Genomic DNA, 24400 nt, shown 5'->3' on the forward strand with positions numbered 1-24400 from the left:
ATGCGCAAGGTCATCATCATCGGGTCAGGCCCAGCCGGATTCACCGCCGCCATCTATGCGGCCCGCGCGAATCTCGAGCCGCTGCTTATCGCCAGTTCTGTCGAGGTCGGCGGTGAACTGATGAACACCACCGACGTGGAGAACTATCCCGGCTTCCCCGAGGGCATTCTGGGCCCGGAGCTCATGACGAAGTTCCAAGAGCAGGCCGAGAAGTTCGGCACCGAGGTCGTCTACGACGATGTCACCTCGCTCGATCTCGACGGCCCGGTGAAGACCGTCACGCTCGGCAGCGGGGCAGTGCATGAGACGCAGTCGCTGATCTACGCGACGGGCTCGGCCTATCGCAAACTCGGCGTCGAGGGCGAAGAGCGCCTGTCCGGCTACGGGGTCTCCTGGTGCGCGACCTGCGACGGCTTCTTCTTCCGTGAGAAGACCATCGCCGTCGTCGGTGGCGGCGACTCGGCGATGGAAGAGGCCACGTTCCTCACCCGCTTTGCCTCGAAGGTGTACGTCATCCACCGCAAGGACACCCTGCGCGCCTCCAAGATCATGCAGGAGCGCGCGTTCGCGAATGAGAAGATCGAGTTCATCTGGAACAGCGAAGTCACCGACGTCGTCGGCGAGGCTGCCGTCTCCGGTGTGAAGCTGCGCTCGACGGTCGATGGCTCAGTTTCGGACCTCGCGCTCGACGGCCTGTTCGTCGCGATCGGCAACGACCCGCGCACGCACCTCGTCCACGACAAGCTCGACCTCACCCCCGAGGGCACGATCTGGGTCGACGGCCGGTCCTCGAAGACGTCTGTACCCGGCGTCTTCGCCGCCGGTGACGTGATCGACCCGACATACCGTCAGGCGATCACTGCTGCCGGGTCCGGAACCGTGGCAGCACTCGACGCGGAGCACTTCCTCGCAGATCTCGAGGATGCTTCGGTCGAGGTTCCCGCGGCTCAGGCCGCGGCGATCATCGCCTGACGGGAACACAACCGACACCGCTGCTGTTGCAGTCGGTGAACCTCGAACAAGGAGAATCTGATGACTGCCAAGGCAACAAGCCAGGCCACCTGGGACCAGGACGTCATGCAGGCCGAGGGGCCTGTGCTCGTAGACTTCTGGGCCGAATGGTGTGGACCGTGTCGCATGGTCGCGCCCGTTCTCGACCAGATCCAGGCCGAGAACGCTGACAAGATCACGATCGTCAAGCTCAACGTCGACGAGAACCCCGAGCTGGCTATGAAGTACCAGATCACGTCGATTCCGGCGATGAAGGTCTTCCAGGGCGGCGAGGTCAAGACGACCATCATCGGCGCGAAGCCGAAGCCCGCGCTCGAGAAGGATCTCGCCGCGTTCATCGGCTGAGTTTCTCCCCTTTTATAAAGGCATCGGGCCCGCGTCTTGTCGACGTGGGCCCGATGCTTTTTGGGTTCAGTGAGGGGTGCGGCTCAGGATGCGTCAGCGACGGTCGTATCCCACTTGCGGTGTCGTGAGCCTTCGTCAAGCAGTCCCCAGACGGCCTCTGTGAGCTCGGGATACTCCAAAGCGATCTGGCGCATCACTCGGTAATTGCGGGCCGCATTCGGGCGCACACCGTCGTTGGCCATGATGTTGTCGGCGCGCAGCAGGTAGACCACCAGCTCGTCCACGCTCGGCAGCTCCTCCATGAAATCCCAGGGGTCTTCACCGTTGAGGAGGCGCTCCTGAATCAGCACAGCGAGCTCGTCAGCGGCCTCCGCTCGAAGAACTTCGAGACTGGCACGGCGCGGAACAGCTTCTGACATGCATCCAGCCTACGCGCGCTTACGACCCCCGCGGCGCGGCAGGTTCACGACATCCGTCATCGTCTCCAACTCGCGTCCCTTGGTTTCTGGCACCTGGAAGTAGACGAAGAAGAACGACACGATTGCGAAGAATGCGTAGAACCCGTACGCGAAGGTGAGTCCGATCTCGGCGAACGCCGGGAACGTCGTCGAGATGAAGAAGTTCGCCACCCACTGCGCAGCGGCGGCAACGGCAAGTGCACCGGCACGGATGTTGTTCGGGAACATCTCCCCCAACAGAACCCAGACCAGTGGACCCCATGTTGCACCGAAGAAGACCACGAAACCGTTCGCGCAGATCAGGGCGATCAGCGACCACGGGTCTGGAAGTACGACGTTTCCGTCTTGCAGAGTGCCGAACGAGAACGCCACCGCCATCATCCCGAGGGTGACCGCCATGCCGACCGATCCGGTCAGAAGCATCGGGCGCCGACCAACCTTGTCGACCAGCAAGATCGCGATGATCGTGACGACGATATTGGTGATCGACGTGATCACCGACGTCATCAGAGCACTGGATTCATCGAACCCGACCGACAGCCAGAGCGTCGTCGAATAGTAGAAGATGACGTTGATGCCCACGAACTGCTGGAACACACTCAGCAGAATGCCCACCCAGACGATAGGTTTCAGCCCGAACTTGTCACCGCGCAGATCCTTGAGCGACTCGCGCTGCTCGACATTGAGCGTCTTGCGAATCTCCTCGATCTTGAGATTCACATCGGTTTCGCCGGAGAAATCGTAAAGCACCTGCGAGGCCTTGTCGATATCGCCGCGTGCCACCAGGAAACGCGGAGATTCCGGCAGCCGCAGCGCCATCACACCGTAAACAATGGCCGGGATGGCCTCAATCATGAACATCCATCGCCACGCATCGATGCCCAGCCACAGCACGTTAGCGGCGGAGCCTGCGATGTTGGCGAGCAGCGCGTTGGAGAGGAGTGCCGTGAAGATACCGGTGACGATGGCGAGCTGTTGGAGCGAGCCCAGGCGCCCCCGGACCTTCGCCGGCGATACCTCGGCAATGTAGGCCGGTGCGATGACAGAGGCCGCGCCGACGCCGAGACCGCCGATGACCCGCCAGATGATCAGGTCAATGACACCGAAGGCGAAGCCCGAACCAAGAGCGGATGCCAGAAACAAAATGGCGGCGATCACCATGACCGGAATCCGGCCCAGCCGGTTAGCGAGGCTGCCGGCGAACCAGGCACCGATCGCGCAACCGATCAGAGCCGACGAAACGGCAAAGCCCTGCAGACCCGGGCCCAGTTTGAATGCTCCGGCGAGAGCATCCACCGCCCCATTGATGACCGCGGTGTCGAACCCGAACAGGAATCCACCGAGTGCTGCGGCGATGCTGATGCCGACAACCCGTCCGCTGAGGCGTCCGGCCGTGCTCTTCTTCTCTGACATGTGCTCTCCCCCGTCTGTGCTCACTCTAGGAGTCAGGCACGCTTGAACGCGAGGAAGAATTCAGTCGATCAGGATCCGTAGCCGTCCTCGCCCAGTTCGGAAAGGATGCGATTCAGATCCTGGATCGATGCGAATTCGATCGCGACCTGGCCTTTTCGTGCACCAAGTGTGATCTTCACCCGCGTGTTCAGGCGATCACCGAGCTTTCCGGAAACCTCGTCGAGATATGCGCGCCGCGCGCCGGGCTGGGGCTTCGGGGTCTTTGTACCGGCAGACGCGACCGACTTGGCGGCTTCCTCAGTGGCACGTACGGAGAGATCCTCGTTCACGACCTTGTCTGCAAGCTTCTGCATTGCAGCGGCGTCATCAAGGGAGAGCAGAGCGCGCGCGTGGCCCGCAGTGAGCACACCTGCGGCCACTCGCTGCTGCACCGGAACGGGGAGCTTCAGCAGACGGATCGTGTTGCTGATCTGTGGACGGGAGCGCCCGATGCGGGTAGCGAGCTGCTCCTGCGTGATACCGAAGTCTTCGAGCAGCTGCTGATACGCGGATGCCTCTTCCAGAGGATTCAGTTCAGAACGGTGCAGGTTCTCCAAAAGCGCATCGCGCAGGAGATCTTCATCGGCGGTCTCACGGACGATCGCGGGAATGACATCGAGGCCGGCCTCGCGCGCTGCGCGCGTACGCCGCTCCCCCATGATGAGCTCGAAATCGCCGTCGCTGTTCTTGCGCACAACCACCGGCTGCAACACGCCGAACTCACGAACGCTGTGCACCAGCTCGGCCAGATCACTCGAGTCGAAATGGGTGCGCGGCTGGCGCGGGTTCGGAACAATCTTGTTCGGGTCGACCTGGATCAGATGGATGCCAGGAACTTCGGCGAGATCAGCGTTTTCCACGACTGTTGTGTTGACCGTGGCGACTGCCCCTGCAGCTGCCGGCGGAAGTGAACCACCCGGGAAGAACACATCGACCGGGCGTGCGGTCTGATCTGCGGTGGGGATGAGTGCGCCGATTCCACGGCCCAATCCAGTGCGCTTGGCCATCAGTTCTCCTTGCTCTGCGTCTTCTGGGACGCGATTTCGACAGCAGCCTCGCGGTACGCGATCGCGCCGGCGGAGTTACCGTCGTATGCGATCACCGTCTGGCCGAAACTTGGGGCCTCCGACACGCGCACGGAGCGCGGGATCACGGTGCGCAGCACCTGGGTCGGGAAATGGGTGCGCACCTCGTCCGCGACCTGCTGGGCAAGGCGAGTACGTCCGTCGTACATCGTCAGCAGGATCGTCGAAAGATGCAGCTCAGGATTGAGGTGCTTCTGGATCATCTGAATACTGCCGAGCAGCTGACTCAGGCCTTCTAGCGCGTAATACTCGCACTGAATAGGGATGAATACCTCGGATGCCGCGGTAAAAGCGTTGATTGTGAGCAGTCCGAGCGATGGTGGGCAGTCGATAATGACAAAATCCACGGTGTTCGACGTGAAGTACTGATCCAACGACCGGCGAAGTCGGTGTTCTCGAGCAACCTGCGAGACGAGCTCGATCTCAGCACCGGCGAGGTGAATGGTACTCGGAGCACAGAACAGGTTCTCGGACTCGGGACTCTGCTGCACGACATCAGCCAGCGGCACGTCGTTGATCAGAACGTCGTAGATACTCGCGGTCTCGGCATTGTGCGGTACGCCCAGTGCAGTGGATGCATTGCCCTGCGGGTCGAGGTCAATGACAAGGACCTTCGCACCGAGGTTCGCCAGCGCAGAACCGATGTTCACGGCAGTCGTAGTCTTACCGACGCCACCCTTCTGGTTCGACACCGTAAGAACACGGGTGCCACCAGAGAACTCCACCGCTGTCGTCTCCAACGCCTGACGTCGGGCGCTCAGATCGGCAAGTTCTCGTGCCAGTGGTGTATCGACCCCAAAAGTACTGCTTGGCGTTGCCTTTTCAGACTGTTTCACGTGAAACATCCACTCCTTTCGAGGACCGCGTTCTACTCTAATCGCTACGTGGGACGTTGGTTGAATCGGGGGCGAGTTCGGGGCTGGTGGGGTGGGGTGATGGGGCGTGCTTCCGGGCTATTCGCGCGTACTTCCGGGCTCCGGGGTGCCGACTCTCTCGCAGAACGGGCACCCTCCCCGCAAGCGGGGACCCCTCCCGATGCTCGTTCGGACGGCACCCCTGCGCCCTCGCATTATTCGCATGAACACTCGACGCGGCAACTATTGGATCGGGGGTGGCAGCGTCTCGCTTCGCTCTACGACTGCGTTAGATACCGGGCACAGTAGAGACGCACGGTCCCCCCGGGTGAATATTTGGAATGTTTCACGTGAAACGGGGATCTTTGAGAAACGTGACGTTGTCTCCGCGGCGAGGAATGGATTGGCCGCTACTCCCAGCCGTCGACCGGTCACATTGATGGATGTTTCACGTGAAACGGAACGTACCCGACCATGCGACCTGCGCGATCCCTACTCAGGACAGGCGGTCCGTGTTTCACGTGAAACATCTCACCTATACGACCCGAAAGGATGACAGATGAAGCAGCTACGCCCGTCCGTCCGTAAAGGGCGCAGGGATGCCGGATGAGCGAGCATCGGGAGGGGTCGCCGCTTGCGGGGAGGGTACCCGTTCTGCGAGTGAACCGGCATCCCGGAGCCCGCCCCGAGTCACCCAAACCGCAGAGTTCGCCTCGGTGGGATCAGCCTCGAACGACCGCACGAACAACGCGAGTAGTCTCCGCCAGTATGCCTTCGCCGAGAACCTCGACCCGTACATCGCTGAGCTTGAACTTCTTGATCTGCTTTGCGGCGGCGTCTATTTCAGCCTCAGCGTTCTTTCCCTTGAGAAGGGCGATCTCTCCCCCATCGCGCAGCAGCGGTGCAGTGAATGGGATGAGTGTACGCAGCGCGCTCACCGCGCGCGCGGTCACAACGTCGAACTTCTCCGAGGTTCGCACGTCTTCTGCTCGAGCACGCAAAACGGTAACGTTGTCCAGTCCCAACTCCGCTACCTGTTCATTGAGCCAGGTGACTCGTCGTTCCATCGGTTCGATGAGCGTGAGCTTCACATCGGGTCGGGCAATAGCGATCACCAGACCGGGCAGCCCTGCTCCAGAACCAATATCTGCGGTAGAGCCGTGCACGAGCGGTGCAGCAATCGCGCTGTTCAGAACGTGACGGGTCCACAGCCGAGGAAGCTCCAGCGGCCCGATAAGACCGCGCTCTTCGCCCTGCGCAGCAAGCGACGTCGTGAAAGCACGTGCGATATCGATGCGATCACCGAAAAGGGATGCCGCAACTTCCGGCTCAGCCTCAAGGGCAGACATGCTCATCCTTCCTGATGTTTCACGTGAAACATCAGCGACGACGGATGACGGTGTGCCGGTCGGGCCCTTCGCCATACGACTCTGAGATGAGGTCCCGATCGGCAACAATGTCGTGCACGAGCTTGCGTTCGTAACTCGACATTGACGGGAGTGACGCCTTCAACGCACCCTCATCGAGCTTGATCATGGCAGCATCCACCAGCTTCTCCAGCTGCTGGCGGCGGGCATCCCGTGACCCACCCACGTCGAGAATCAATCGCGAGAACGAACCGGTCTTGTTCTGCACGGCCAGGCGTGTGATCTCCTGCAGCGCCTGAACAGTATCCGGATTCGACAGCACGGAAATGCTCTCGTCCTCGGACTCGACCGACACGTAGGCGCGGCCCTGTCGGACGTCGAGGTTCAAGTCGCCATCGATGTCAGCGATGTCCAGCAGCTCTTCGAGGAAGTCGGCTGCGACATCACCCTCATGCTCGAGCTGTTCGGTAGTGGGCTCTGCCCGCTCCATTGTGTTGTCGCTGCTCATGCGTTCGGCCCCTTCTTCTTCGCACGCTTCTTACCGACGGGCTGCTGGCGCTTAGGTGCGTTCTGCTTCGCCTTCTCAACTTCGTCGAGCATGCGCTGCTGCTCGGCCTCATAAGCCGCCATCGGCACGACCTTTCCAGAGGAATCGATCGCTTTGCCCTTGCGGGCAAGACGCTCTTCGCGAGCCTTCGCCGCCTCAGAACCAGGGGTGGGCATCTCACGAATGACAAGGAACTGCTGCGCCATCGTCCACAGGTTAGACACGAACCAGTACACGACCACACCGAGGGGGAAGAAGACACCCGAGAAGATAAAGCCCAGTGGCAGCACGTAGAGCATGATCTTCTGCATCTGGTACGCCTGGCCGGTCTTGGCCTCGGGAGAGAGGTTCTTCGAGATGATCTGCAGCTGCGTGAAGAACTGCGAACCGATCATCAGCACGACGAGGATCACGAGGATCACGATCGCAATCGTGTTCTGAGTCTCGACCGCGTGGCCGAGGGTACCGTGCAGCGAAACATCGCCGAAGATCGTCGCTTCGTAGAACTGCTTGGTCAGCGCCGAACTCAGAAGACCGACGCCACCGACGCCGGCATCCGCGTGCTTAGTGACGTCATTCAGCACGCTGAACAGAGCGAAGAAGACCGGCATCTGCACCAGCAGCGGCAGACAGCTCGACATCGGAGACGTGCCATGTCGCTTGTAGAGCGCCATCGTCTCGCGGCTCATGGCCTCACGAGAGAGCTGGTCCTTCTTGCCCTTGTACTTCGCCTGAACCTTCTTCATCTCCGGCGCGATTTCCATCATCTTGCGCTGGCTTTTGATCTGCCGCACAAAGAGCGGGAAGACCGAAGCGCGCACGACGATGACGAGACCGACGATAGAAAGGATCCAGGTGATACCCGCTGCATCGGGAAGACCGACAGCGGTGAACAGCCAGTGCCAGGCGACGAGGATGAGCTCAACGGCCCACTTCAACGGCCACAGAATCGTGCCGAGAAGATCGAAGCCACCGGACTCGGGTGCTTTCTCCGCAGCGGCGAGCAGAAGGTCAAGACCCACTGTTCAGTCCTTTCGAGAAGGTACGACGAAACCTCGGGCGGTCAGGTCGTGTCGGAAATGGTCTTGGGGGCGGACGTCATCGACGCCGCCTTTTGTCCAGGGGTTGCACCGCAGAATGCGCCATGCCGAGAGCACTGCGCCCTTTGCTGCACCGTGCTGCTGCACCGCACCTACAGCGTAAGCCGAGCAGGACGGGTAATACGCACATACATCACCATAGATCGGCGAAATGACGGCGCGGTAGGCGGTGAGGAACCCGAGCACGAGATTACGGGGGATCAGCGGGATGCTGCGAGCCAGATCGCCGGCATGCAGATGAGCCGACCCGAAAGCGTAAGACGGCAGCGCGCTCATGACGATGTCCTGGTGCGGCTCAGCCGTGACAGGCAGCGCGTCACATCCGCGTTGAGCTCGGCAAATGTCGCGGTGGCAGACGCAGGAAGGGCACGGATGACGACATCCGTGCCCTCGGGCACTGTTGAGAGCGCTTCCGCGCACACGGCTTTGAGCCTTCGGCGCACGGTATTGCGGATCACGGCAGTGCCTACCTGTTTGCTGATGATGAACCCGAATCTGGGTTCACGGGTCTCACCCGTCGCCAAAACAGAGGTGACGACGCGAGCGCCCCCGCATCGGACCCCGCGACGGACGACCAACCGGTAGTCGGTTCCTCGCGTCAGTCTGAACGGACGGGCGAGCACGAGGCTTACGCCGAGAGCTCGACGCGGCCCTTCGCGCGGCGGGCCGCAAGGATGCCGCGGCCGGCGCGGGTGCGCATGCGGGCGCGGAAGCCGTGCTTCTTGGCGCGACGGCGGTTGTTGGGCTGGAACGTACGCTTGCTCATGGAATCACTCCGGGAACGCTGTCACCGGATGTGTACGACCGGAGACATAGGGAACTGCCCTTTTTCGGGCATAAGTCAACCGATTCAGGGTACGTCTTACCGGCGCAGAGAGCAAATCTCCGCGCCACGACCGGTCTGAGCTGCAACGCTCCGCACGTTAATTATCCACAACCCTCGCTCACCCGGTCGACTCGACACACCATTGATTTTCCGAGGCAGGTTGCCGTTCACAGCTTGGGTGACTACCGTTGCATCCGAAGTTATCCACAGGGGGGATCTGTCCGAATTCGACTACCCTCCGCGAGCCTTTTCCCGGAGCACCATGTCCTCTCCTGCCCAGCCTGACGTTCCAATCTGGAGCCAGGTGATGGACCTGCTCGATCAGGATGATCGCGTCACTCCCCAGTTGCAGGGATTCCTGAGCCTCGCTGTCCCGGCCGGCGTCATGAGCGCAACGCTCTATCTCGATGTTCCAAACGACCTCACCGCAGCCCAGATCAACAAGCGACTGCGTGTTCCCGTGATGGAAGCTCTCGCTCACCTCGGCGAGGAGGTCACCTCGTTCCGGGTCGTGGTGAACCACGAGCTCGCAGACCAGCAGACCGCTCCGATCGCCGTTGCTGATTTCGGTCGCCCCGACGCTCCGCGCACGGACTACACCATCGATCAGCCGACCCCGATGCGTCATGAGTCACGACTGAACCCGAAGTACACCTTCGATAACTTCGTCATCGGGCAGTCCAACCGTTTTGCTCATGCTGCAGCCGTCGCTGTCGCCGAGGCTCCGGCGAAGGCCTACAACCCGCTGTTCATCTATGGCGATTCGGGTCTCGGCAAGACGCACCTTCTGCACGCCATCGGGGATTATGCACAGTCTCTCTATACGGGCGTGAAGGTTCGCTACGTCTCGAGTGAAGAGTTCACCAACGACTTCATCAACTCCATCGCGAACAACCGCGGATCCGCATTTCAAGCGCGCTACCGCGACGTCGACATCCTCCTCATCGATGACATCCAGTTCCTGCAGGGACGAGCAGAGACACAGGAGACCTTCTTCCACACCTTCAACACGCTGCACGATCACAACAAGCAGATCGTCATCACCAGTGATGTCGCGCCCAAACACCTCACCGGGTTCGAAGATCGGATGCGCAGTCGTTTCGAGTGGGGCCTGATCACCGATGTGCAGGCGCCTGACCTGGAAACCCGCATCGCGATCCTCCGTAAGAAGGCGCAGAGCGAAGCCCTGCATATTCCGGATGAGGTACTGGAGTACATCGCCACTGTCGTCTCATCGAACATCCGTGAACTCGAGGGCGCTCTCATCCGTGTCTCGGCGTTCGCGAGCTTGAACCGGTCTTCGCTGGACATCTCACTCGCCCAGACGGTGTTGCGCGACATCATCGATACGGCCGAGGACAACATCATCTCGCCGACCGACATCATCACGGCCACCGCTCGCTATTTCAAGCTCACTGTCGACGATCTCTACGGCTCGAGCAGATCGCAGCAGATCGCGACCTCGCGTCAGATCGCCATGTACCTGTGCCGGGAGCGTACGAACCTCTCGCTGCCGAAGATCGGTCAGCTGTTCGGAAACCGCGATCACACCACGGTCATGTACGCCTATAAGAAGATCAGCGATCTGATGAAAGAACGACGCTCGATCTACAACCAGGTGACGGAAATCACGACTCAGCTCGGCCGGCGCTGACTCATTTTCCGCGCCGAGGAGTGTCACTTCACCCGCGAGTCGCAGAAAAATGCCGGTTTGCACATGTGGATAACCTGTGGATGAATCCGCTTAACATCTGGACGATCGTGTGAGATTTTCCTCAACCTGTGGATAACTCCCACACCTCACCGGTCGCAGGGCATCGCGTATTGATGCGGATTCCTCAGCATTTCCACATCTCACACGCATGTAGTTCCCTACTCGCGATTGATATCCACCGAGTTATCCACAGTATCCACAGCTGTTAACACTGTTAAGAAGTTAATCCTGAAAGAGCGCGATCCGATCACCTCAAGGGTGTGCAGAACTGCGCGTATGGCGCAGCGCGGCTGTGGGGATACGATGGGAACCCCCTGACGCATGGGCCCATGATCGTCAGGTTTTGTAATTACGACGAGGGAGCGCCCGTGAGGTTCCAGGTCAATCGCGATGTCTTCAGCGAAGCAGTGTCCTTCGTCGTCAAGCTGTTGCCGCAGCGCAATCCGCAGCCGATTCTGGCCGGAGTTCTCATTGAAGCCGGCGCCGATGGGTTGACACTTTCGGCATTCGACTACGAGGCATCCGCTCGTACGACGATCGAAGCGACAGTCGAAACACCCGGCACGATCCTCGTTCACGGCCGGTTGCTTTCTGACATCGCTAGCCGGCTTCCGAATGCGCCGATCGAGATCGCCGTCGAAGACGATGGCGGGATCACTGTCACGTGCGGTTCGGCGCGATTTACGCTGGCAGCCATGCCGGTTGAGGAATATCCGTCGATTCCCGAGGTTTCCGGTTCTTCGGGCGTCGTCCCCGCTGACGATTTCGGCACCGCGATCGCACAGGTCGCCTTCGCCGCATCACGCGATGATGTGACTCCGGTTCTGACGGGTGTGCAGCTCGAAGTCTCCGAACAGAACTTGAGTTTGGTCGCAACTGACCGCTATCGCGTTTCGCTTCGCAACGTTCCGTGGGACGGTGAGACACCCGAGCAGACGGCCCTCGTTCCAGCGCGCACTCTGACCGAGGTCGGAAAGACGTTCGGCCACGCAGGAAACATCCAGATCGCGTTCTCCGGAGCGGGCGATCGCGAGATCATCGCGTTCACCTCCGGCAACAAGACCGTTACTTCTTTGCTGATCAAGGGCAATTTCCCTCCGGTTCGTCGCCTGTTCCCCGAGCAGACCGATCACTACGCGGTCGTCAACACCGCAGATCTCATCGAGGCTGTTCGCCGCGTCGCGCTCGTCCTTGATCGTGCTGCTCCGCTCCGGTTCACGTTCACTTCCGACAGCGTGACCATGGATGCCTCCGGCAGTGAGCAGGCGCGAGCTTCAGAGTCGGTGGATGCTCACCTCTCCGGTGGCGACGATGTCACTCTCGGCCTCAACCCGCAATATTTGACCGAAGCTCTCGGCGCGGTCAAGAGCGAGTTCGTCCGCGTCACGTTCACCTCGAGCGACAACGCCAACAAGCTCAGCCCTGTGCTCATCACCAGCCAGACGTCGGTCGATCAGGCGGGGCTCGACTCGTACAAGTACCTGCTTCAGCCGAACCTTCTGCTGCGCTGACGCTTCGACAGGCTCAGCGACCGCGATAACTCACGGACCGCGACAGCTCAGGAGCCGGTGTCAGAGGCGAAAGGTAGGCTGATCACGTGATTGTGGAGCACCTGAGCCTGGCGGATTTTCGCAATTACGCGACCGCTGAACTCGCGCTGCATCCGGGTCCCAATGTTCTGGTCGGCCGAAACGGCCAGGGCAAGACCAACCTCGCCGAAGCAATCGTTTTTCTTGCAACGCTCGGCTCCCATCGGGTGTCATCAGATGCCCCGATGGTCCGCGATGGCAAAGATTTCGCCGTCATCCGTGCTCGGCTCTCGGTCGGAGAGCGCAAAGTTCTCGCTGAAGTCCAGATCAACCGGCAGGGTTCGAACAAGGCGCGTATCAACGGCTCCGCTTCGAAGACCAGTGAACTCCCCCGGTACGCGCATGTTGTTCTCTTCGCTCCGGAAGATCTGCAGATCGTGCGCGGCGACCCGTCAGCACGCCGGCGTTTCGCCGACCAGCTGCTGATTCAGCGCACCCCGCGAATGTCGGCGGTGCTGGCCGATTATGACCGGGTTCTGAAGCAGCGCACCGCGCTGCTGAAATCTGCTCGCGCCCGGGGCATCCGGGGTGAAGGACTTAACACCCTCGAGGTGTGGGACGACAAACTTGTTCTTCTAGGCACCGAGATCATCGACGCGCGACTGCGTCTGGCAGCCGACCTGCGTACCCCGCTGGTTTCGGCATATGCCGCGATCGCCGGCGAAGATCACCATCCCGAGATGGATTGGGCACTCTCCGTTCGCGGTGGCGACCCGGAAGAGGGCGAAGATGCCTCCTTTGACCCGAATAATCGTTCGCTGAGTCTGGCGAAGGGCGCCGAGATGTTCCGCGCCGCGCTGCAGGCTAAACGCTCCAAAGAACTTGAGCGCGGACTGACCCTCGTCGGACCCCATCGTGACGATCTGGTGCTGCGAGTGCGCGGACTTCCGGTGAAGGGCTATGCCTCGCACGGAGAATCATGGTCGGTCGCACTCGCTCTGCGGCTAGCATCCGCTGAACTGCTTCGCGAAGAATCGCCGGCTGGCGACCCGGTGCTGATTCTGGACGACGTGTTCGCCGAACTCGACGCCGATCGGCGAAAGCGTCTGGCGGCCCTCACGGTCGGCTATGAACAGGTGGTCGTCACGGCCGCAGTCGAGGAAGATATTCCTGATGAGCTGCACCGTCATGTGGTGCGCATCCATGCCGGCACGATCTCCGATGAGCGAAAGGGGGATGACGGTGATGAGTGACGCAGCGTCCGATACCCCCGAAACAGTGGCGACATATCTGCGTCTTCGCGGACTCAAGCCCAGCTCGAAATCGTGGAAGCGCAAGCGTCGCATTCGTGATGACGACGAGAACGCTCCGTTCACTCCCGGGCGTGATCCGGGCGCCCTCGGCGCGGTGCTCGACAAGCTCAGTCGAGATTCCGGCTGGGAGATCACACTCGCCCGCGAAGACCTCGTTCGCCAGTGGGCAGATCTTGCCGGTGCCGATACCGCCAAGCACTCCGAACCGGTCGGTCTCGAGAACGGGATGCTGACGGTCAAATGCGACTCGACGGCGTGGGCGAAAAACCTGCAGTTCATGCGCGCAACTATCCTCACGGAGATCGGCCGACGCTATCCGCAAGCGGGTGTGAACAACCTTCGTTTCATCGGCCCGGACGTTCCCTCCTGGAAATGGGGGCCGAGAGCCGTTCCAGGGCGCGGTCCGCGCGATACCTACGGGTAGGGCATCAACGGACGCCCCTCGATCGATTTCAGGGCCATACACGGGCGTCTAGCGAGGCTTTCGACGGGCAGACCCGCTAGACTGGACATTCGAGATATCGATGTGGAGAATGCCCTCTGATGACGCCTGAATCACCTGCTGACGAGCCTGAATCGACAACCGGGGTCACCCCCGACGAGAATGCTGCTGTTGATTACGGTGCCGACGACATTCAGATTCTTGAGGGTCTTGAGGCCGTTCGTAAGCGGCCCGGCATGTACATCGGGTCCACGGGCCCGCGCGGACTCCACCACCTGGTCTATGAGATCGTCGACAACTCCGTCGATGAGGCCCTGGCCGGGTACTGCGACACGATCCGGGTGACGATACTCCCCGACGGCGGTGTTCGCGTCTTTGACAACGGTCGAGGAATCCCAGTCGACCCGCACTCTTCCGACCCGAACAAATCGACCGTCGAGGTCGTGCTGACCATTCTGCACGCCGGTGGAAAGTTCGGCGGTGGCGGTTATGCCGTCTCCGGTGGACTGCACGGTGTCGGATCCTCCGTCGTCAACGCTCTCTCCACGCGTTTCGACGTCGAGATCCGGCGTCAGGGGCACGTCTGGAATCACCGTTTCGCCAACGGTGGTCACCCGCAGCAGGCCCTGGTCAAGGGTCCCGAGACTGACGAGACCGGAACCATCATCACGTTCTGGCCGGATCCCGAGATCTTCACTGAGTCGGTCGAATTCGAGTACGACGTGCTGCGCACGCGCTTCCAGCAGATGGCGTTCCTGAACAAGGGCCTGCGCATCGAACTCTCTGACGAGCGCGAAGGTGCAACGTACGAGGTCGAAGAAGAGGGCGCTCTGGTCAGCAAGCAGCGCAGCGATGTGTTCCTCTATGAGCGCGGACTTGTCGATTACGTCGAGTATCTGAACAAGGTGCGTCACGCCGAGGTCGTCACCGAGGAGATCATCGACTTCGAATCCGAAGACACCGATCGAAAGATCTCGCTCGAAGTCGCGATGCAGTGGACGACCGGTTACACCGAGAACGTCTTCACCTACGCGAACACGATCAACACTCACGAGGGTGGCACGCACGAAGAGGGTTTCCGCGCGGCCTTGACGACACTCGTCAACAAATACGCCCGGGCGAACAATCTGATCAAGGAGAAGGAAGAGAACCTCTCCGGTGACGACGTGCGCGAGGGTCTCACCGCAGTGATCTCGATCAAGCTCGGTGAGCCGCAGTTCGAGGGTCAGACCAAGACCAAGCTCGGCAACACCGAAGCGAAGGCCTTCGTGCAGAAGGTCGTCGGCGATCAGCTCGGTGACTGGTTCGATCGCAACCCCGCGCAGGCCAAGAACGTCATTCGCAAGGCGATCGATGCGGCAACTGCTCGGATGGCTGCCCGCAAGGCGCGCGAGACTGCTCGCCGCAAGAGCGTCTTCGAGTCGGCCGCCATGCCGGACAAGCTCAAGGACTGCACGAGCAAGGACCCGTCGATCAGTGAGATCTTCCTCGTCGAGGGTGACTCGGCCGGTGGTTCTGCCGTGCAGGGTCGCGATCCGCACACGCAGGCGATTCTCGCCCTTCGCGGCAAGATCCTGAACGTCGAGCGCGCGCGGCTCGACAAAGCACTCGGAAACCGTGAAGTTCAGGCGATGATCCAGGCCTTCGGCACGGGCATCGGCGAGGACTTCGATATCTCCAAGGCTCGCTATCACAAGATCGTTCTGATGGCGGATGCCGATGTCGACGGCCAGCACATCACCACCCTGTTGCTGACGCTGCTATTCCGCTACATGCGCGGTCTCATCGAGGCCGGATTCGTGTATCTCGCGATGCCGCCGCTTTATCGCCTGAAGTGGTCGAATCAGCCGCACCAGTATGTCTACTCGGATGCTGAGCGTGACGCGCTGCTCAAGCACGGGCTGGACAACGGCAAGCGCATCCCGAAGGACTCCGGCGTGCAGCGCTACAAGGGTCTCGGCGAGATGAACGCCAAGGAACTGTGGGAAACCACGATGGATCACACCACCCGAACCCTTCGCCAGGTCACCATCGAAGACGCGGCATCCGCTGACGAGATCTTCAGTGTCTTGATGGGCGAGGACGTCGAGTCCCGACGAAGCTTCATTCAGCGAAACGCGAAGGATGTCCGCTTCCTGGACATCTGACCCGTCGGCAACGCTCAGCGAACGATTGAAAGAAACACATGACTGACGACAATTCGACCGGCGAAGCGACCGGATCCGGTCGCGAAGAGCCCTTCCACGAACACGGCAAGATCGACCAGGTCGATCTGCAGTCGGAGATGCAGCGCAGCTACCTCGACTACGCGATGGCGGTCATCGTCGGCCGTGCGCTCCCCGACGTGCGTGATGGTCTCAAGCCTGTGCACCGCCGGGTCATCTTCGGCATGTACGACGGCGGATTCCGCCCCGACAAGTCGTTCTCCAAGTGTGCTCGTGTCGTCGGTGAGGTGATGGGTCAGTACCACCCGCACGGTGACACCGCGATTTACGATGCCCTGGTCCGTCTCGTTCAGCCCTGGTCGCTGCGCTACCCGCTCGCTCAGGGCCAGGGAAACTTCGGCTCTCCCGGCAACATGGGCGCTGCAGCTCCTCGTTACACCGAGACGAAGATGGCGCAGCTGGCCCTCGAGATGGTGCGTGACATCGAAGAGGAGACCGTCGACTTCCAGGACAACTACGACGGTCAGACGCAGGAGCCGACGGTTCTTCCTGCGCGCTTTCCGAACCTGCTGGTCAACGGCTCGGTCGGTATCGCGGTGGGTATGGCCACCAACATCCCGCCGCACAACCTGCGTGAGATCTCGGCCGCCGCACTGTGGGCGCTCGATAACCCCGACCTGTCCCGTGACGAGCTTCTCGAGGGACTGATCCAGCGCGTTCCCGGACCCGATTTCCCGACCGGCGCGCAGATTCTCGGGTCCAAGGGCATCCAGGAGGCTTATCGCACCGGGCGCGGCTCGATCACGATGCGCGCGGTCGTCAACATGGAGGAGATCCAGGGCCGCAATTGCCTCGTGATCACCGAGCTGCCCTACCAGGTCAACCCGGACAACCTCGCGGTGAAGATCGGTGACCTCGCCCGTGACGGCAAGATCACTGGCATCGCCGACATCCGCGATGAGACCAGTGACCGCACCGGTCAGCGTCTCGTCGTAGTTCTCAAGCGGGATGCTGTCGCCAAGGTCGTGCTGAACAACCTGTACAAGCACACCCAGCTGCAGGACAACTTCGGCGCGAACATGCTCGCGATCGTCGACGGTGTGCCGCGCACACTGGCGCTGGACGGCTTCATCTCGAACTGGATCGCTCACCAGATTGATGTGATTGTTCGGCGGACTCGTTTCCGTCTGCGCAAGGCCGAAGAGCGGATGCATATCCTCCGCGCCTATCTGAAGGCGCTCGATGCGCTGGACGAGGTCATCGCTCTGATCCGGCGCTCGCCCACGGTCGATGAGGCGCGCGATGGACTGAAGACGCTGTTGGACATCGATGACATCCAGGCGGATGCGATCCTGACGATGCAGCTGCGTCGCCTCGCAGCTCTCGAGCACCAGAAGATCGTCGATGAGGCCACTGAGCTCGAACTGCAGATCGAGGACTTCAAGGCGATCCTTGCCGATGAGATGCGTCAGCGCGCGATCATCCGCGAAGAACTCGAGGGAATCGTCGAGCGTTTCGGCGACGAGCGCCGCACGCACATCCTGCAGGGCTTCGACGGCGATGTGTCGATGGAAGACCTTATCGCTGAAGAAGAGATGGTCGTCACCGTCACCCGCGACGGATACATCAAGCGCACGCGCAGCGACAACTACCGTTCGCAGCACCGCGGTGGCAAGGGTGTCAAGGGCGCCCAGCTGCGCGCGGATGATGTCGTCGAGCACTTCTTCGTGACGACGACGCACCACTGGCTGCTGTTCTTCACCGACAAGGGCCGCGTCTACCGGGCGAAGACCTATGAGGCACCCGAGGCCGGTCGTGACGCGAAGGGAACGCACGTCGCGAACCTGCTGGCGCTGCAGCCGGACGAGAACATCGCACAGATTCTCGCGATGCGCGACTACGAGGTGGCGGATTATCTGGTGCTCGCCACTCGTACTGGCGTTGTGAAGAAGACGCGCCTGAGCGATTACGACACGAACCGTCAGGGCGGCGTCATCGCCATCCGTCTGCGCGAGGGCGATGAACTGGTCAGCGCGATGCTGGTCGACAACACCGATGACATCCTGCTCATCTCCCGCCATGGCATGTCGCTGCGCTTCAACGCGACCGATCAGGCCCTTCGTCCGATGGGGCGTGCGACCGAGGGTGTGAAGGGCATGAGCTTCCGGGGCGAGGACGATCTGCTGTCAGCATCCGTCGCTGGCGAGGACGGTTATGTGTTCGTCGTCACCGATGGGGGATACGCCAAGCGCACCTCGATCAGCGAATATCGCGTTCAGGGTCGCGGCGGTATTGGCATCAAGGTCGCCAAGCTCAACGACGATCGTGGGGTGCTCGCCGGCGGTCTGATCGTGGATGAGGACGACGAGGTTTTGGTGGTTCTGTCCAGCGGCAAGGTGGTACGCTCTGCCGTGGCCGAGGTGCCTGCGAAGGGTCGAGACACCATGGGAGTGGTGTTCGCCCGGACGTCCGAGAAGGACCGCATCCTCGCCATTGCCCGCAACAGTGAGCGGGGCCTCGCCGATGAAGAGGCAGAGGAGGAGTCAGCACCCGAAGATGCGGCTCCCGAATCCACCCAGACCCCCGAGGAAAGTACCGACGCATGAGCACAGTAGCCGACAAGCTGGCGAAGAAGTCGACGCGCAAAACCGGTGGCAAGCAGGTCCGCCTGCGCCTGGTCTACATTGACTTCTGGTCGGCCGTGAAGCTGTCGTTCCTGGCGGCGGTTGCGCTGGCGATCGTGACCATGGTCGCGTTCTTCCTGATCTACATGGTCGTGCAGGCCACTGGCCTTCTGGGCGAGGCGGATGAGCTGATCGGCAACATCACTGAGGGTGCCGTGTCGATCTCGTCGCTGCTCGGATTGCCGCAGGTCATGGCGTTCGCTGCCGTCGTGTCGATTCTGAATCTGATCGTGGTGACCGTGCTCGGTGCCGTCGTGGCCGGTATCTACAACCTCGCCGTGAAGGTCACCGGCGGCCTCCTGGTCGGCTTCATGTCGAACTAGTACCCCCTTTTACCTCCTTTTTACCTCCTTCCGAGTGGCCATTTGTGGCTCGCTTTCGCCCCGGCGAAGCGCCACAAATGGCCACTCGCAGGTTGGAGGAGGTTAAAGAGTAGGGAAAACCCGAAGATGGGATGCTGGGTGGCACGGTGTTGACGGGGTGAAGCGCGGCCTACCTTTGAAACATGACCACTCAGACAGCTTCCCCAGCCGCGGAAACACCGCCTCGGGTGACTCCGCCGCTGCGCATCTTCTTGACCGTTCTGCATCTTGCCGCGCTCGGCAGTCTCGGCGGCATTATCCTCGGCATCCTTGCGGGTTTCTTCGGCGCTGGAGTCGGACTGCTGTTCGCTCTCGGAATCGGCGCCCTGTTCTTGGTCGGCTTCGTCTACGCGGTGTACGGCATCGGGTGGTTCGAGGTTGTGCGGGTCAGAAGCCTGTACGATCTGGACATCCCTGATCTGCAGGCACGCCAGCGCAGAACCCCCGGATTTGGCGGTTGGATCCGCTCGCTCGGACGCCAGAGCATCGACGGCTCGATGTGGCGCGCAGTAGCGAACTTCGCGATCGCGTGCATCTTCGGCTCGCTGGTGATTCGCCTGTTCTGGGGCCTGGTGTGGTCGGCGATCTTCGCCTTCACTCCCCTGTTCAGCACCGAAGACACCGCGGGGCCGTTCGGCACGACAATGTCAGCCGCCTGGGCGCCGGTGGTCGGTATCCTCGGTGTTCTGGCGGCTGCCGCCGGCATCATCGGATTCGCGCTTGTGCACCGCGTGATCACACGCAGTCTGGTCGTTCCCAGCAGAGAGGCGGAGCTCACCGAGCGCGTGCGCACCACTTCGGCGCAGCGCGAAGGCGCGGTCCGCGCGGCGGATGTCGAGCGCAGCCGCATCGAGCGGGACCTCCACGATGGTGTCCAGCCGCGGCTGGTCTCGGTGGGTATGACTCTCGGTCTCGCGCAGCAGAAGATCGACAAGGATCCGGCGACCGCGAAGGCGCTGATCAATGAGGCGCACACATCCACGAAGGCTGCGATCACCGAGCTGCGTCAGCTTGCTCGCGGCATCCATGCGTCTGTTCTCGATGATCGAGGGCTGGATGCCGCGCTATCAGCGCTGGCCAGCAGGTCGCACATTCCCGTGAATCTCGACGTCCGCATGGATGGCGCGTCGCCGGGTGCTCACGCCGGATGCCGGGATGCTGAGGCGGCGGTGTACTTCGTCATCGCCGAGTCGCTGACGAACGCGGCCAAGCACTCCCGGGCCAGTGAAACACGGGTCGTGGTGCGGCAGCGTGAGGGCGGTGTGCTTTGGGCGCGCGTCGAAGACAACGGCATCGGCGGCGCGCAGGTGCAGCCCGGTGGCGGTCTCGACGGCATCTCGAACCGCGTTCTTGCAGCCGGCGGGACGATCCGCATCGAAAGCCCGCAGGGCGGTCCGACATCCGTGGAGGTGAGTGTGCCATGCGCATCTTGATCTGTGAGGACTCGGTCCTGCTTCGGGAAGGACTCGTTCGCCTGCTTGAGGATGCCGGCCACGAGGTGGTCGCAGCCCTGAACGACACCGTCGGTCTGACAGACGCGGTCGAGGACGCGAATCCGGAGCTGTGCATTCTGGATGTTCGGCTGCCGCCGACATTCACGGATGAGGGCATCAGGGCAGCGCTCGGACTGCGCAAGACCCACCCGTCGCTGCCGCTGCTCGTGCTTTCGCAGTATGTCGAGGAACGCTACGCCAGCGATCTGATCGCAGCGCAGGGCGGACCGCTCGGATATCTGCTGAAGGATCGGGTCGCCGATGTCGCCGAGTTCCTCGCGTCGGTGGCGCGGATCGCCGAGGGGGCGACGGTACTCGACCCCGAGGTAGTTGCGCAGCTTCTGACCCGGCGCAACCGTGACGATCGGATGCTGCGGCTCACCGAACGCGAACGAACCGTGCTGGCACTGATTGCCGAGGGAAAGTCCAACCAGGCGATCGCCGGGATGCTGTTCCTCTCGGCCGCCAGCGTCGAGAAGAACATCACGGCCATCTTCCAGAAGCTCGGATTCGAACAGGATGAATCGGGCAACCGGCGCGTGCTCGCAGCACTCGCTCACATTGAGAACTCGGGTAGCGCAGCGCCATCCGCAAACCAGCCAGGAGCGACACGATGAACACCGAACCGCAGAACCCGCAGGGCGGACATGACGTTCCGCTGACGCCTCCGCCGGCATCATCTGGTGCGCCGGCATCCGGTGTTCAGAGCCCGCCCGTTCCGCCCGCGGCATCCGTTCCGCCGGCGCCGTCTTCACAGGGCCCGTCTTCACAGTCCCCGTCTTCGCAGGGCCCGCGCAGCGGGGCTGGTGCACGCGCCGCCGCCATCGCCGTTGCGGTATTCGGTGGCGTGGTGCTGCTGGGCACCGGCGCCACGGCCGCCGTCGCAGCAGTGCACGATGTATCGCGTAGTAGCAGTACGGTCAGCGGCGACGTCCTGACAGTCGACGTCAAGGGCATCGAGAGTATCGATCTCGAGGTCGGAGCGAGTGCTGTGAGCACCCGGTTCGGCGACGTTGACGAGGCGACGCTGGAGGTGACAGGAACCCGCGGTGGCAATTGGCGTCTGGATCGCGATGGTGATGAACTCATCGTGCGCGGACCTGATCACGGCTTCGGCTGGTTCGGGAACGGCTGGTTAGGCGGCAACTGGTTCGGTGACAACTTGTTCGACGAAGAAAGTGCGATCCTCACGCTCCCGGAGAGCCTGAACAACTCCGGACTGGACGCCGATTTCGATCTCAGCGCCGGCAGCCTCACCATCGATGGGTCCTTCGGCGAGGTAGGCATCGCGGTCGGTGCCGGAATCCTGCGCATGGAGGGATCCGCGACATCCGTCGATGTCGAACTCAGCGCGGGACGCGCCGATCTGGAGTTGGCCGACGTCACCGAGGCGGAGTTCTCGCTCTCGGCGGGCAAACTGGTCGCCGATCTGACCGGGGATGCCCCGCGCACGGTGAGCATCGATGTCAGCGCAGGAGCACTGGAGCTGACCGTGCCCGATGAGTCGTACGATGTCACGCAGGATGTCAGTGCGGGAAGCCTAGATAACCGCCTGGATACCTCGAGTTCATCGCAGCACACGATCGATGCAACCGTGTCTGCGGGCAGCGCGATTCTTCGCTCGGGCAACTGACGGGCTCGATTCGGATTTTCCGTCAATCTCCGGTAATGTTTACGAGGTTGACGGGGCTATAGCTCAGTTGGTTAGAGCGCTTCACTGATAATGAAGAGGTCCCTGGTTCAAATCCAGGTAGCCCCACTCGTCACAATTTAATACCCCTTGAGGGGCCTTAGCTCAGTTGGTAGAGCGCCTGCTTTGCAAGCAGGATGTCAGGAGTTCGAATCTCCTAGGCTCCACAATCAGAACCCCCGGCTTCGGCCGGGGGTTCTCTCGTTCCTGGGCTCTCGTTCGACAGATTCACCGTAGGATCGAAGTGTGCTGATCGGTCTGATGCGTCCCGTGGAATTTCAGTCCTTTGACGTCGAGGCGGCTGATATCGCCGGCATCCACACCGAGCTCGCCACGCATCGGCCGGATGGGTTCGACCTCGTCTCCGCACCTGTGCAGATGATCAAGGGCGCCCAGATTCTCAAGTCGACGGGAACCTTCTCGCGACGTGACTCGATCCAAGAGATCGAGGCCGAAGACATGGATGCCCTGCACGCCAAAGTTCCCGAAGGCTGGCAGCTGCTCAACGTGCGCAGCACTGTCTGACTCCCCCGTTCGGCAGAACCCCACTTCCCGTTCCGGTCGCAATTGGTGCTGCTCTCAGCGAGTTTTAGCAGCACCAACTGCGACCGGAGCCAGAGTGGGGTCGGGTGGGGGCCAGACCAGTCAGCGCGATCAGCCGCGCCGGGAGCGGACGCCGCCGGCCAGCGCGGCCAGTGAAGCGGCCGTAGCATCCCAGTCCATGCAGGCATCCGTCACGCTCTGGCCGTACACGAGACGTCCACGCACCGAGACATCGAGCTTCTGCGCTCCCGCGACGAGGTTGCTCTCCAGCATCACGCCGGCGATCGCCGCACCATCCGTGGCGATCTGCGAACCGATCTCCACCGCGACCTCGGCCTGACGCACATGATCCTTGCCGCTGTTTCCGTGGCTGGCGTCGATGATCACACGTGGGGTGAGCATCGCCGCAGCCAGGCGCGCCGATGCGTGCCGCACGGTTTCCGCATCGTAGTTCGGGCCATCGGCTCCGCCGCGCAGAATGACGGACGTATCCGGGTTTCCGGTCGTCGAGACGAGACTTGCCCGCCCGTCGGCGCCGATCCCGAGGAACGCCTGCGGAGCGGATGCTGCGGCCGCGGCATCCAGCGCCACCTGAAGTCCGCCATCCGTACCGTTCTTGAAACCGATCGGCATCGACAGACCGGATGCCAACTGCCGGTGGATCTGGCTCTCCGTAGTCCGCGCGCCGATGGCACCCCACGTGATCAGGTCGGCGGTGTACTGAGGGCTGATCGGCTCGAGGAACTCCGTCGCACACGGGACACCGAGAGCGGTGACATCGCGGAGGAACCCACGGGCCATGCGAAGCCCGGCCTCGATGTCATGGCTGCCGTCGAGGTGCGGATCATTGATGAGGCCCTTCCACCCGACCGTGGTGCGGGGCTTCTCGAAGTACGTCCGCATGATGATCAGCAGGTCATCGCGGTGCTGCTCGGCCTCGCGCAGCAGTCGACCGGCGTACTCGAGTCCGGCTGCGGGATCGTGGATCGAGCACGGCCCGACCACGACGATCAGACGGTCATCCTCGCCCGCCATGATCGCGCGCACTTCGTCGCGGGTGCGAGCGACGAGCGATGCGCGCTCATCGCCCACCGGCAGTTCGGCGGCGATGTCACCGGGCGTCGGCAGCGTGGTGAACTGCGCGACATGCAGATCGGCGGTGGTGTCGGTGGTGACGGTGGCGTTCATGTTCCTGGGTCCTATCCTGTGTAGGCGGACCCGGATGCAGAGCCCGCCGAAACGGCGAAAGCCAGAGCAAATGCTCTGGCTTGTCGGCTCTGAAGGTGTCGGTGCGCGCTAGATCGGCGCCGGCCCCTCCAGAGCCGACTCGAAATACGCATACCAACGGGTTGTCATGCCCACGACCTTACCCCATCCCGGAGAGTTCCCGGACCGGATCCCAGACGTTCCGGGCATCCAC

The 24400-nt window shown here is 61.9% G+C and carries 24 protein-coding genes and 2 tRNA genes; 15 read left to right on the top strand and 11 right to left on the bottom strand.

The genetic code is table 11. The features are described from left to right. Both trxB and trxA read left to right on the top strand, forming a co-directional pair. The gene (gene trxB / locus ACSS7Z_RS00155; RefSeq protein WP_438252389.1) at positions 1 to 972 is read left to right on the top strand and encodes a thioredoxin-disulfide reductase; all 972 of its coding nucleotides are present in this window, start codon (positions 1 to 3) and stop codon (positions 970 to 972) included. Positions 973 to 1032: 60 nt separating this feature from the next. Beyond that, positions 1033 to 1356, top strand: a complete 324-nt coding sequence (trxA, locus tag ACSS7Z_RS00160; protein WP_438252390.1) for a thioredoxin — start codon at positions 1033 to 1035, stop codon at positions 1354 to 1356. 83 nt (positions 1357 to 1439) lie between these two features. On the opposite strand, the gene ACSS7Z_RS00165 is transcribed toward trxA, so the two are convergent. The 10 genes from ACSS7Z_RS00165 to rpmH all read right to left on the bottom strand — a co-directional run bounded on the left by ACSS7Z_RS00165 (position 1440) and on the right by rpmH (position 8985). After that, on the bottom strand, positions 1440 to 1775 hold the full coding sequence (locus ACSS7Z_RS00165) for a tryptophan synthase subunit alpha (protein WP_438252391.1): 336 nt from the start codon (positions 1773 to 1775) through the stop codon (positions 1440 to 1442). Positions 1776 to 1784: 9 nt separating this feature from the next. After that, the gene (locus tag ACSS7Z_RS00170; protein ID WP_438252392.1) at positions 1785 to 3227 is read right to left on the bottom strand and encodes a sugar porter family MFS transporter; all 1443 of its coding nucleotides are present in this window, start codon (positions 3225 to 3227) and stop codon (positions 1785 to 1787) included. Between the two features lie 68 nt (positions 3228 to 3295). Next, entirely contained in the window at positions 3296 to 4273 is a 978-nt protein-coding gene (locus ACSS7Z_RS00175) for a ParB/RepB/Spo0J family partition protein (protein ID WP_438252393.1), read from the bottom strand. Beyond that, a complete protein-coding gene (locus tag ACSS7Z_RS00180) occupies positions 4273 to 5196 on the bottom strand; it encodes a ParA family protein (RefSeq protein WP_438252394.1) in 924 nt (307 codons plus the stop codon). The genes ACSS7Z_RS00175 and ACSS7Z_RS00180 overlap by 1 nt, the downstream gene beginning before the upstream one ends. Before the next feature lie 731 nt (positions 5197 to 5927). Beyond that, complete coding sequence (gene rsmG, locus ACSS7Z_RS00185) at positions 5928 to 6554, bottom strand: 16S rRNA (guanine(527)-N(7))-methyltransferase RsmG (protein WP_438252395.1); 627 nt, start codon at positions 6552 to 6554, stop codon at positions 5928 to 5930. Positions 6555 to 6585: 31 nt separating this feature from the next. Further along, positions 6586 to 7080 (bottom strand): Jag family protein, encoded by a 495-nt coding sequence (locus ACSS7Z_RS00190; RefSeq protein WP_438252396.1) that lies wholly within the window; start codon positions 7078 to 7080, stop codon positions 6586 to 6588. Beyond that, positions 7077 to 8141, bottom strand: a complete 1065-nt coding sequence (yidC, locus tag ACSS7Z_RS00195; protein WP_438252397.1) for a membrane protein insertase YidC — start codon at positions 8139 to 8141, stop codon at positions 7077 to 7079. Before yidC ends, ACSS7Z_RS00190 begins: the two co-directional genes overlap by 4 nt. Positions 8142 to 8144: 3 nt before the next feature. After that, a complete protein-coding gene (gene yidD, locus ACSS7Z_RS00200; RefSeq protein WP_438252398.1) occupies positions 8145 to 8495 on the bottom strand; it encodes a membrane protein insertion efficiency factor YidD in 351 nt (116 codons plus the stop codon). Then, positions 8492 to 8842 (bottom strand): ribonuclease P protein component, encoded by a 351-nt coding sequence (gene rnpA / locus ACSS7Z_RS00205; protein WP_438252399.1) that lies wholly within the window; start codon positions 8840 to 8842, stop codon positions 8492 to 8494. Before rnpA ends, yidD begins: the two co-directional genes overlap by 4 nt. A 5-nt stretch (positions 8843 to 8847) precedes the next feature. Beyond that, positions 8848 to 8985, bottom strand: coding sequence for a 50S ribosomal protein L34 (gene rpmH / locus ACSS7Z_RS00210; protein WP_438252400.1), 138 nt, complete (start codon positions 8983 to 8985; stop codon positions 8848 to 8850). A 367-nt stretch (positions 8986 to 9352) separates the two neighbouring features. Between rpmH and dnaA the strand changes: the two genes are divergently transcribed. The 13 genes from dnaA to ACSS7Z_RS00275 all read left to right on the top strand — a co-directional run bounded on the left by dnaA (position 9353) and on the right by ACSS7Z_RS00275 (position 22962). Continuing rightward, positions 9353 to 10699: a chromosomal replication initiator protein DnaA gene (gene dnaA, locus ACSS7Z_RS00215; protein WP_438253051.1), complete on the top strand. Its 1347-nt coding sequence runs from the start codon at positions 9353 to 9355 to the stop codon at positions 10697 to 10699. A gap of 428 nt (positions 10700 to 11127) precedes the next feature. Then, positions 11128 to 12270 carry a DNA polymerase III subunit beta gene (gene dnaN, locus ACSS7Z_RS00220; protein ID WP_438252401.1) on the top strand — a complete coding sequence of 381 codons (1143 nt, stop codon included), beginning with the start codon at positions 11128 to 11130 and terminating at the stop codon, positions 12268 to 12270. A gap of 86 nt (positions 12271 to 12356) precedes the next feature. Next, positions 12357 to 13541, top strand: a complete 1185-nt coding sequence (recF, locus tag ACSS7Z_RS00225) for a DNA replication/repair protein RecF (RefSeq protein ID WP_438252402.1) — start codon at positions 12357 to 12359, stop codon at positions 13539 to 13541. Further along, positions 13534 to 14025 (top strand): DciA family protein, encoded by a 492-nt coding sequence (locus ACSS7Z_RS00230; RefSeq protein ID WP_438252403.1) that lies wholly within the window; start codon positions 13534 to 13536, stop codon positions 14023 to 14025. The genes recF and ACSS7Z_RS00230 overlap by 8 nt, the downstream gene beginning before the upstream one ends. 119 nt (positions 14026 to 14144) lie before the next feature. Next, positions 14145 to 16190, top strand: coding sequence for a DNA topoisomerase (ATP-hydrolyzing) subunit B (gene gyrB / locus ACSS7Z_RS00235; protein WP_438252405.1), 2046 nt, complete (start codon positions 14145 to 14147; stop codon positions 16188 to 16190). 38 nt (positions 16191 to 16228) lie between these two features. Next, entirely contained in the window at positions 16229 to 18814 is a 2586-nt protein-coding gene (gyrA, locus tag ACSS7Z_RS00240) for a DNA gyrase subunit A (protein WP_438252406.1), read from the top strand. After that, positions 18811 to 19215, top strand: coding sequence for a DUF3566 domain-containing protein (locus ACSS7Z_RS00245; protein WP_438252407.1), 405 nt, complete (start codon positions 18811 to 18813; stop codon positions 19213 to 19215). Before gyrA ends, ACSS7Z_RS00245 begins: the two co-directional genes overlap by 4 nt. Before the next feature lie 182 nt (positions 19216 to 19397). Continuing rightward, on the top strand, positions 19398 to 20687 hold the full coding sequence (locus tag ACSS7Z_RS00250; RefSeq protein ID WP_438252409.1) for a sensor histidine kinase: 1290 nt from the start codon (positions 19398 to 19400) through the stop codon (positions 20685 to 20687). Then, the gene (locus ACSS7Z_RS00255) at positions 20675 to 21364 is read left to right on the top strand and encodes a response regulator (protein ID WP_438252410.1); all 690 of its coding nucleotides are present in this window, start codon (positions 20675 to 20677) and stop codon (positions 21362 to 21364) included. Before ACSS7Z_RS00250 ends, ACSS7Z_RS00255 begins: the two co-directional genes overlap by 13 nt. Beyond that, entirely contained in the window at positions 21361 to 22380 is a 1020-nt protein-coding gene (locus tag ACSS7Z_RS00260) for a DUF4097 family beta strand repeat-containing protein (protein WP_438252411.1), read from the top strand. The genes ACSS7Z_RS00255 and ACSS7Z_RS00260 overlap by 4 nt, the downstream gene beginning before the upstream one ends. Before the next feature lie 52 nt (positions 22381 to 22432). Next, positions 22433 to 22506 (top strand) — tRNA-Ile (locus tag ACSS7Z_RS00265). A gap of 25 nt (positions 22507 to 22531) precedes the next feature. Further along, a tRNA-Ala gene (locus ACSS7Z_RS00270) sits at positions 22532 to 22604 on the top strand. Between the two features lie 79 nt (positions 22605 to 22683). Further along, entirely contained in the window at positions 22684 to 22962 is a 279-nt protein-coding gene (locus tag ACSS7Z_RS00275) for a hypothetical protein (protein ID WP_438252412.1), read from the top strand. Positions 22963 to 23091: 129 nt separating this feature from the next. On the opposite strand, the gene ACSS7Z_RS00280 is transcribed toward ACSS7Z_RS00275, so the two are convergent. Further along, positions 23092 to 24168 carry a 3-deoxy-7-phosphoheptulonate synthase gene (locus ACSS7Z_RS00280; RefSeq protein ID WP_438252413.1) on the bottom strand — a complete coding sequence of 359 codons (1077 nt, stop codon included), beginning with the start codon at positions 24166 to 24168 and terminating at the stop codon, positions 23092 to 23094. Positions 24169 to 24400 lie beyond the last annotated feature (232 nt).

The organism is Microbacterium wangyouchuni (genome assembly GCF_051546305.1).
Lineage (GTDB): Bacteria > Actinomycetota > Actinomycetes > Actinomycetales > Microbacteriaceae > Microbacterium.

Coding starts and splice junctions, on each gene's coding strand:
- ACSS7Z_RS00170 (WP_438252392.1), bottom strand. CDS start 3,227: ATGTCAGAGAAGAAGAGCACGGCCGGACGCCTCAGCGGACGGGTTGTC.
- trxA (WP_438252390.1), top strand. CDS start 1,033: ATGACTGCCAAGGCAACAAGCCAGGCCACCTGGGACCAGGACGTCATG.
- yidD (WP_438252398.1), bottom strand. CDS start 8,495: ATGAGCGCGCTGCCGTCTTACGCTTTCGGGTCGGCTCATCTGCATGCC.
- ACSS7Z_RS00230 (WP_438252403.1), top strand. CDS start 13,534: ATGAGTGACGCAGCGTCCGATACCCCCGAAACAGTGGCGACATATCTG.
- gyrB (WP_438252405.1), top strand. CDS start 14,145: ATGACGCCTGAATCACCTGCTGACGAGCCTGAATCGACAACCGGGGTC.
- ACSS7Z_RS00175 (WP_438252393.1), bottom strand. CDS start 4,273: ATGGCCAAGCGCACTGGATTGGGCCGTGGAATCGGCGCACTCATCCCC.
- gyrA (WP_438252406.1), top strand. CDS start 16,229: ATGACTGACGACAATTCGACCGGCGAAGCGACCGGATCCGGTCGCGAA.
- ACSS7Z_RS00190 (WP_438252396.1), bottom strand. CDS start 7,080: ATGAGCAGCGACAACACAATGGAGCGGGCAGAGCCCACTACCGAACAG.
- ACSS7Z_RS00260 (WP_438252411.1), top strand. CDS start 21,361: ATGAACACCGAACCGCAGAACCCGCAGGGCGGACATGACGTTCCGCTG.
- trxB (WP_438252389.1), top strand. CDS start 1: ATGCGCAAGGTCATCATCATCGGGTCAGGCCCAGCCGGATTCACCGCC.
- rsmG (WP_438252395.1), bottom strand. CDS start 6,554: ATGTCTGCCCTTGAGGCTGAGCCGGAAGTTGCGGCATCCCTTTTCGGT.
- ACSS7Z_RS00180 (WP_438252394.1), bottom strand. CDS start 5,196: ATGTTTCACGTGAAACAGTCTGAAAAGGCAACGCCAAGCAGTACTTTT.
- ACSS7Z_RS00165 (WP_438252391.1), bottom strand. CDS start 1,775: ATGTCAGAAGCTGTTCCGCGCCGTGCCAGTCTCGAAGTTCTTCGAGCG.
- rpmH (WP_438252400.1), bottom strand. CDS start 8,985: ATGAGCAAGCGTACGTTCCAGCCCAACAACCGCCGTCGCGCCAAGAAG.
- ACSS7Z_RS00245 (WP_438252407.1), top strand. CDS start 18,811: ATGAGCACAGTAGCCGACAAGCTGGCGAAGAAGTCGACGCGCAAAACC.
- dnaA (WP_438253051.1), top strand. CDS start 9,353: ATGGACCTGCTCGATCAGGATGATCGCGTCACTCCCCAGTTGCAGGGA.
- ACSS7Z_RS00250 (WP_438252409.1), top strand. CDS start 19,398: ATGACCACTCAGACAGCTTCCCCAGCCGCGGAAACACCGCCTCGGGTG.
- ACSS7Z_RS00280 (WP_438252413.1), bottom strand. CDS start 24,168: ATGAACGCCACCGTCACCACCGACACCACCGCCGATCTGCATGTCGCG.
- ACSS7Z_RS00255 (WP_438252410.1), top strand. CDS start 20,675: ATGCGCATCTTGATCTGTGAGGACTCGGTCCTGCTTCGGGAAGGACTC.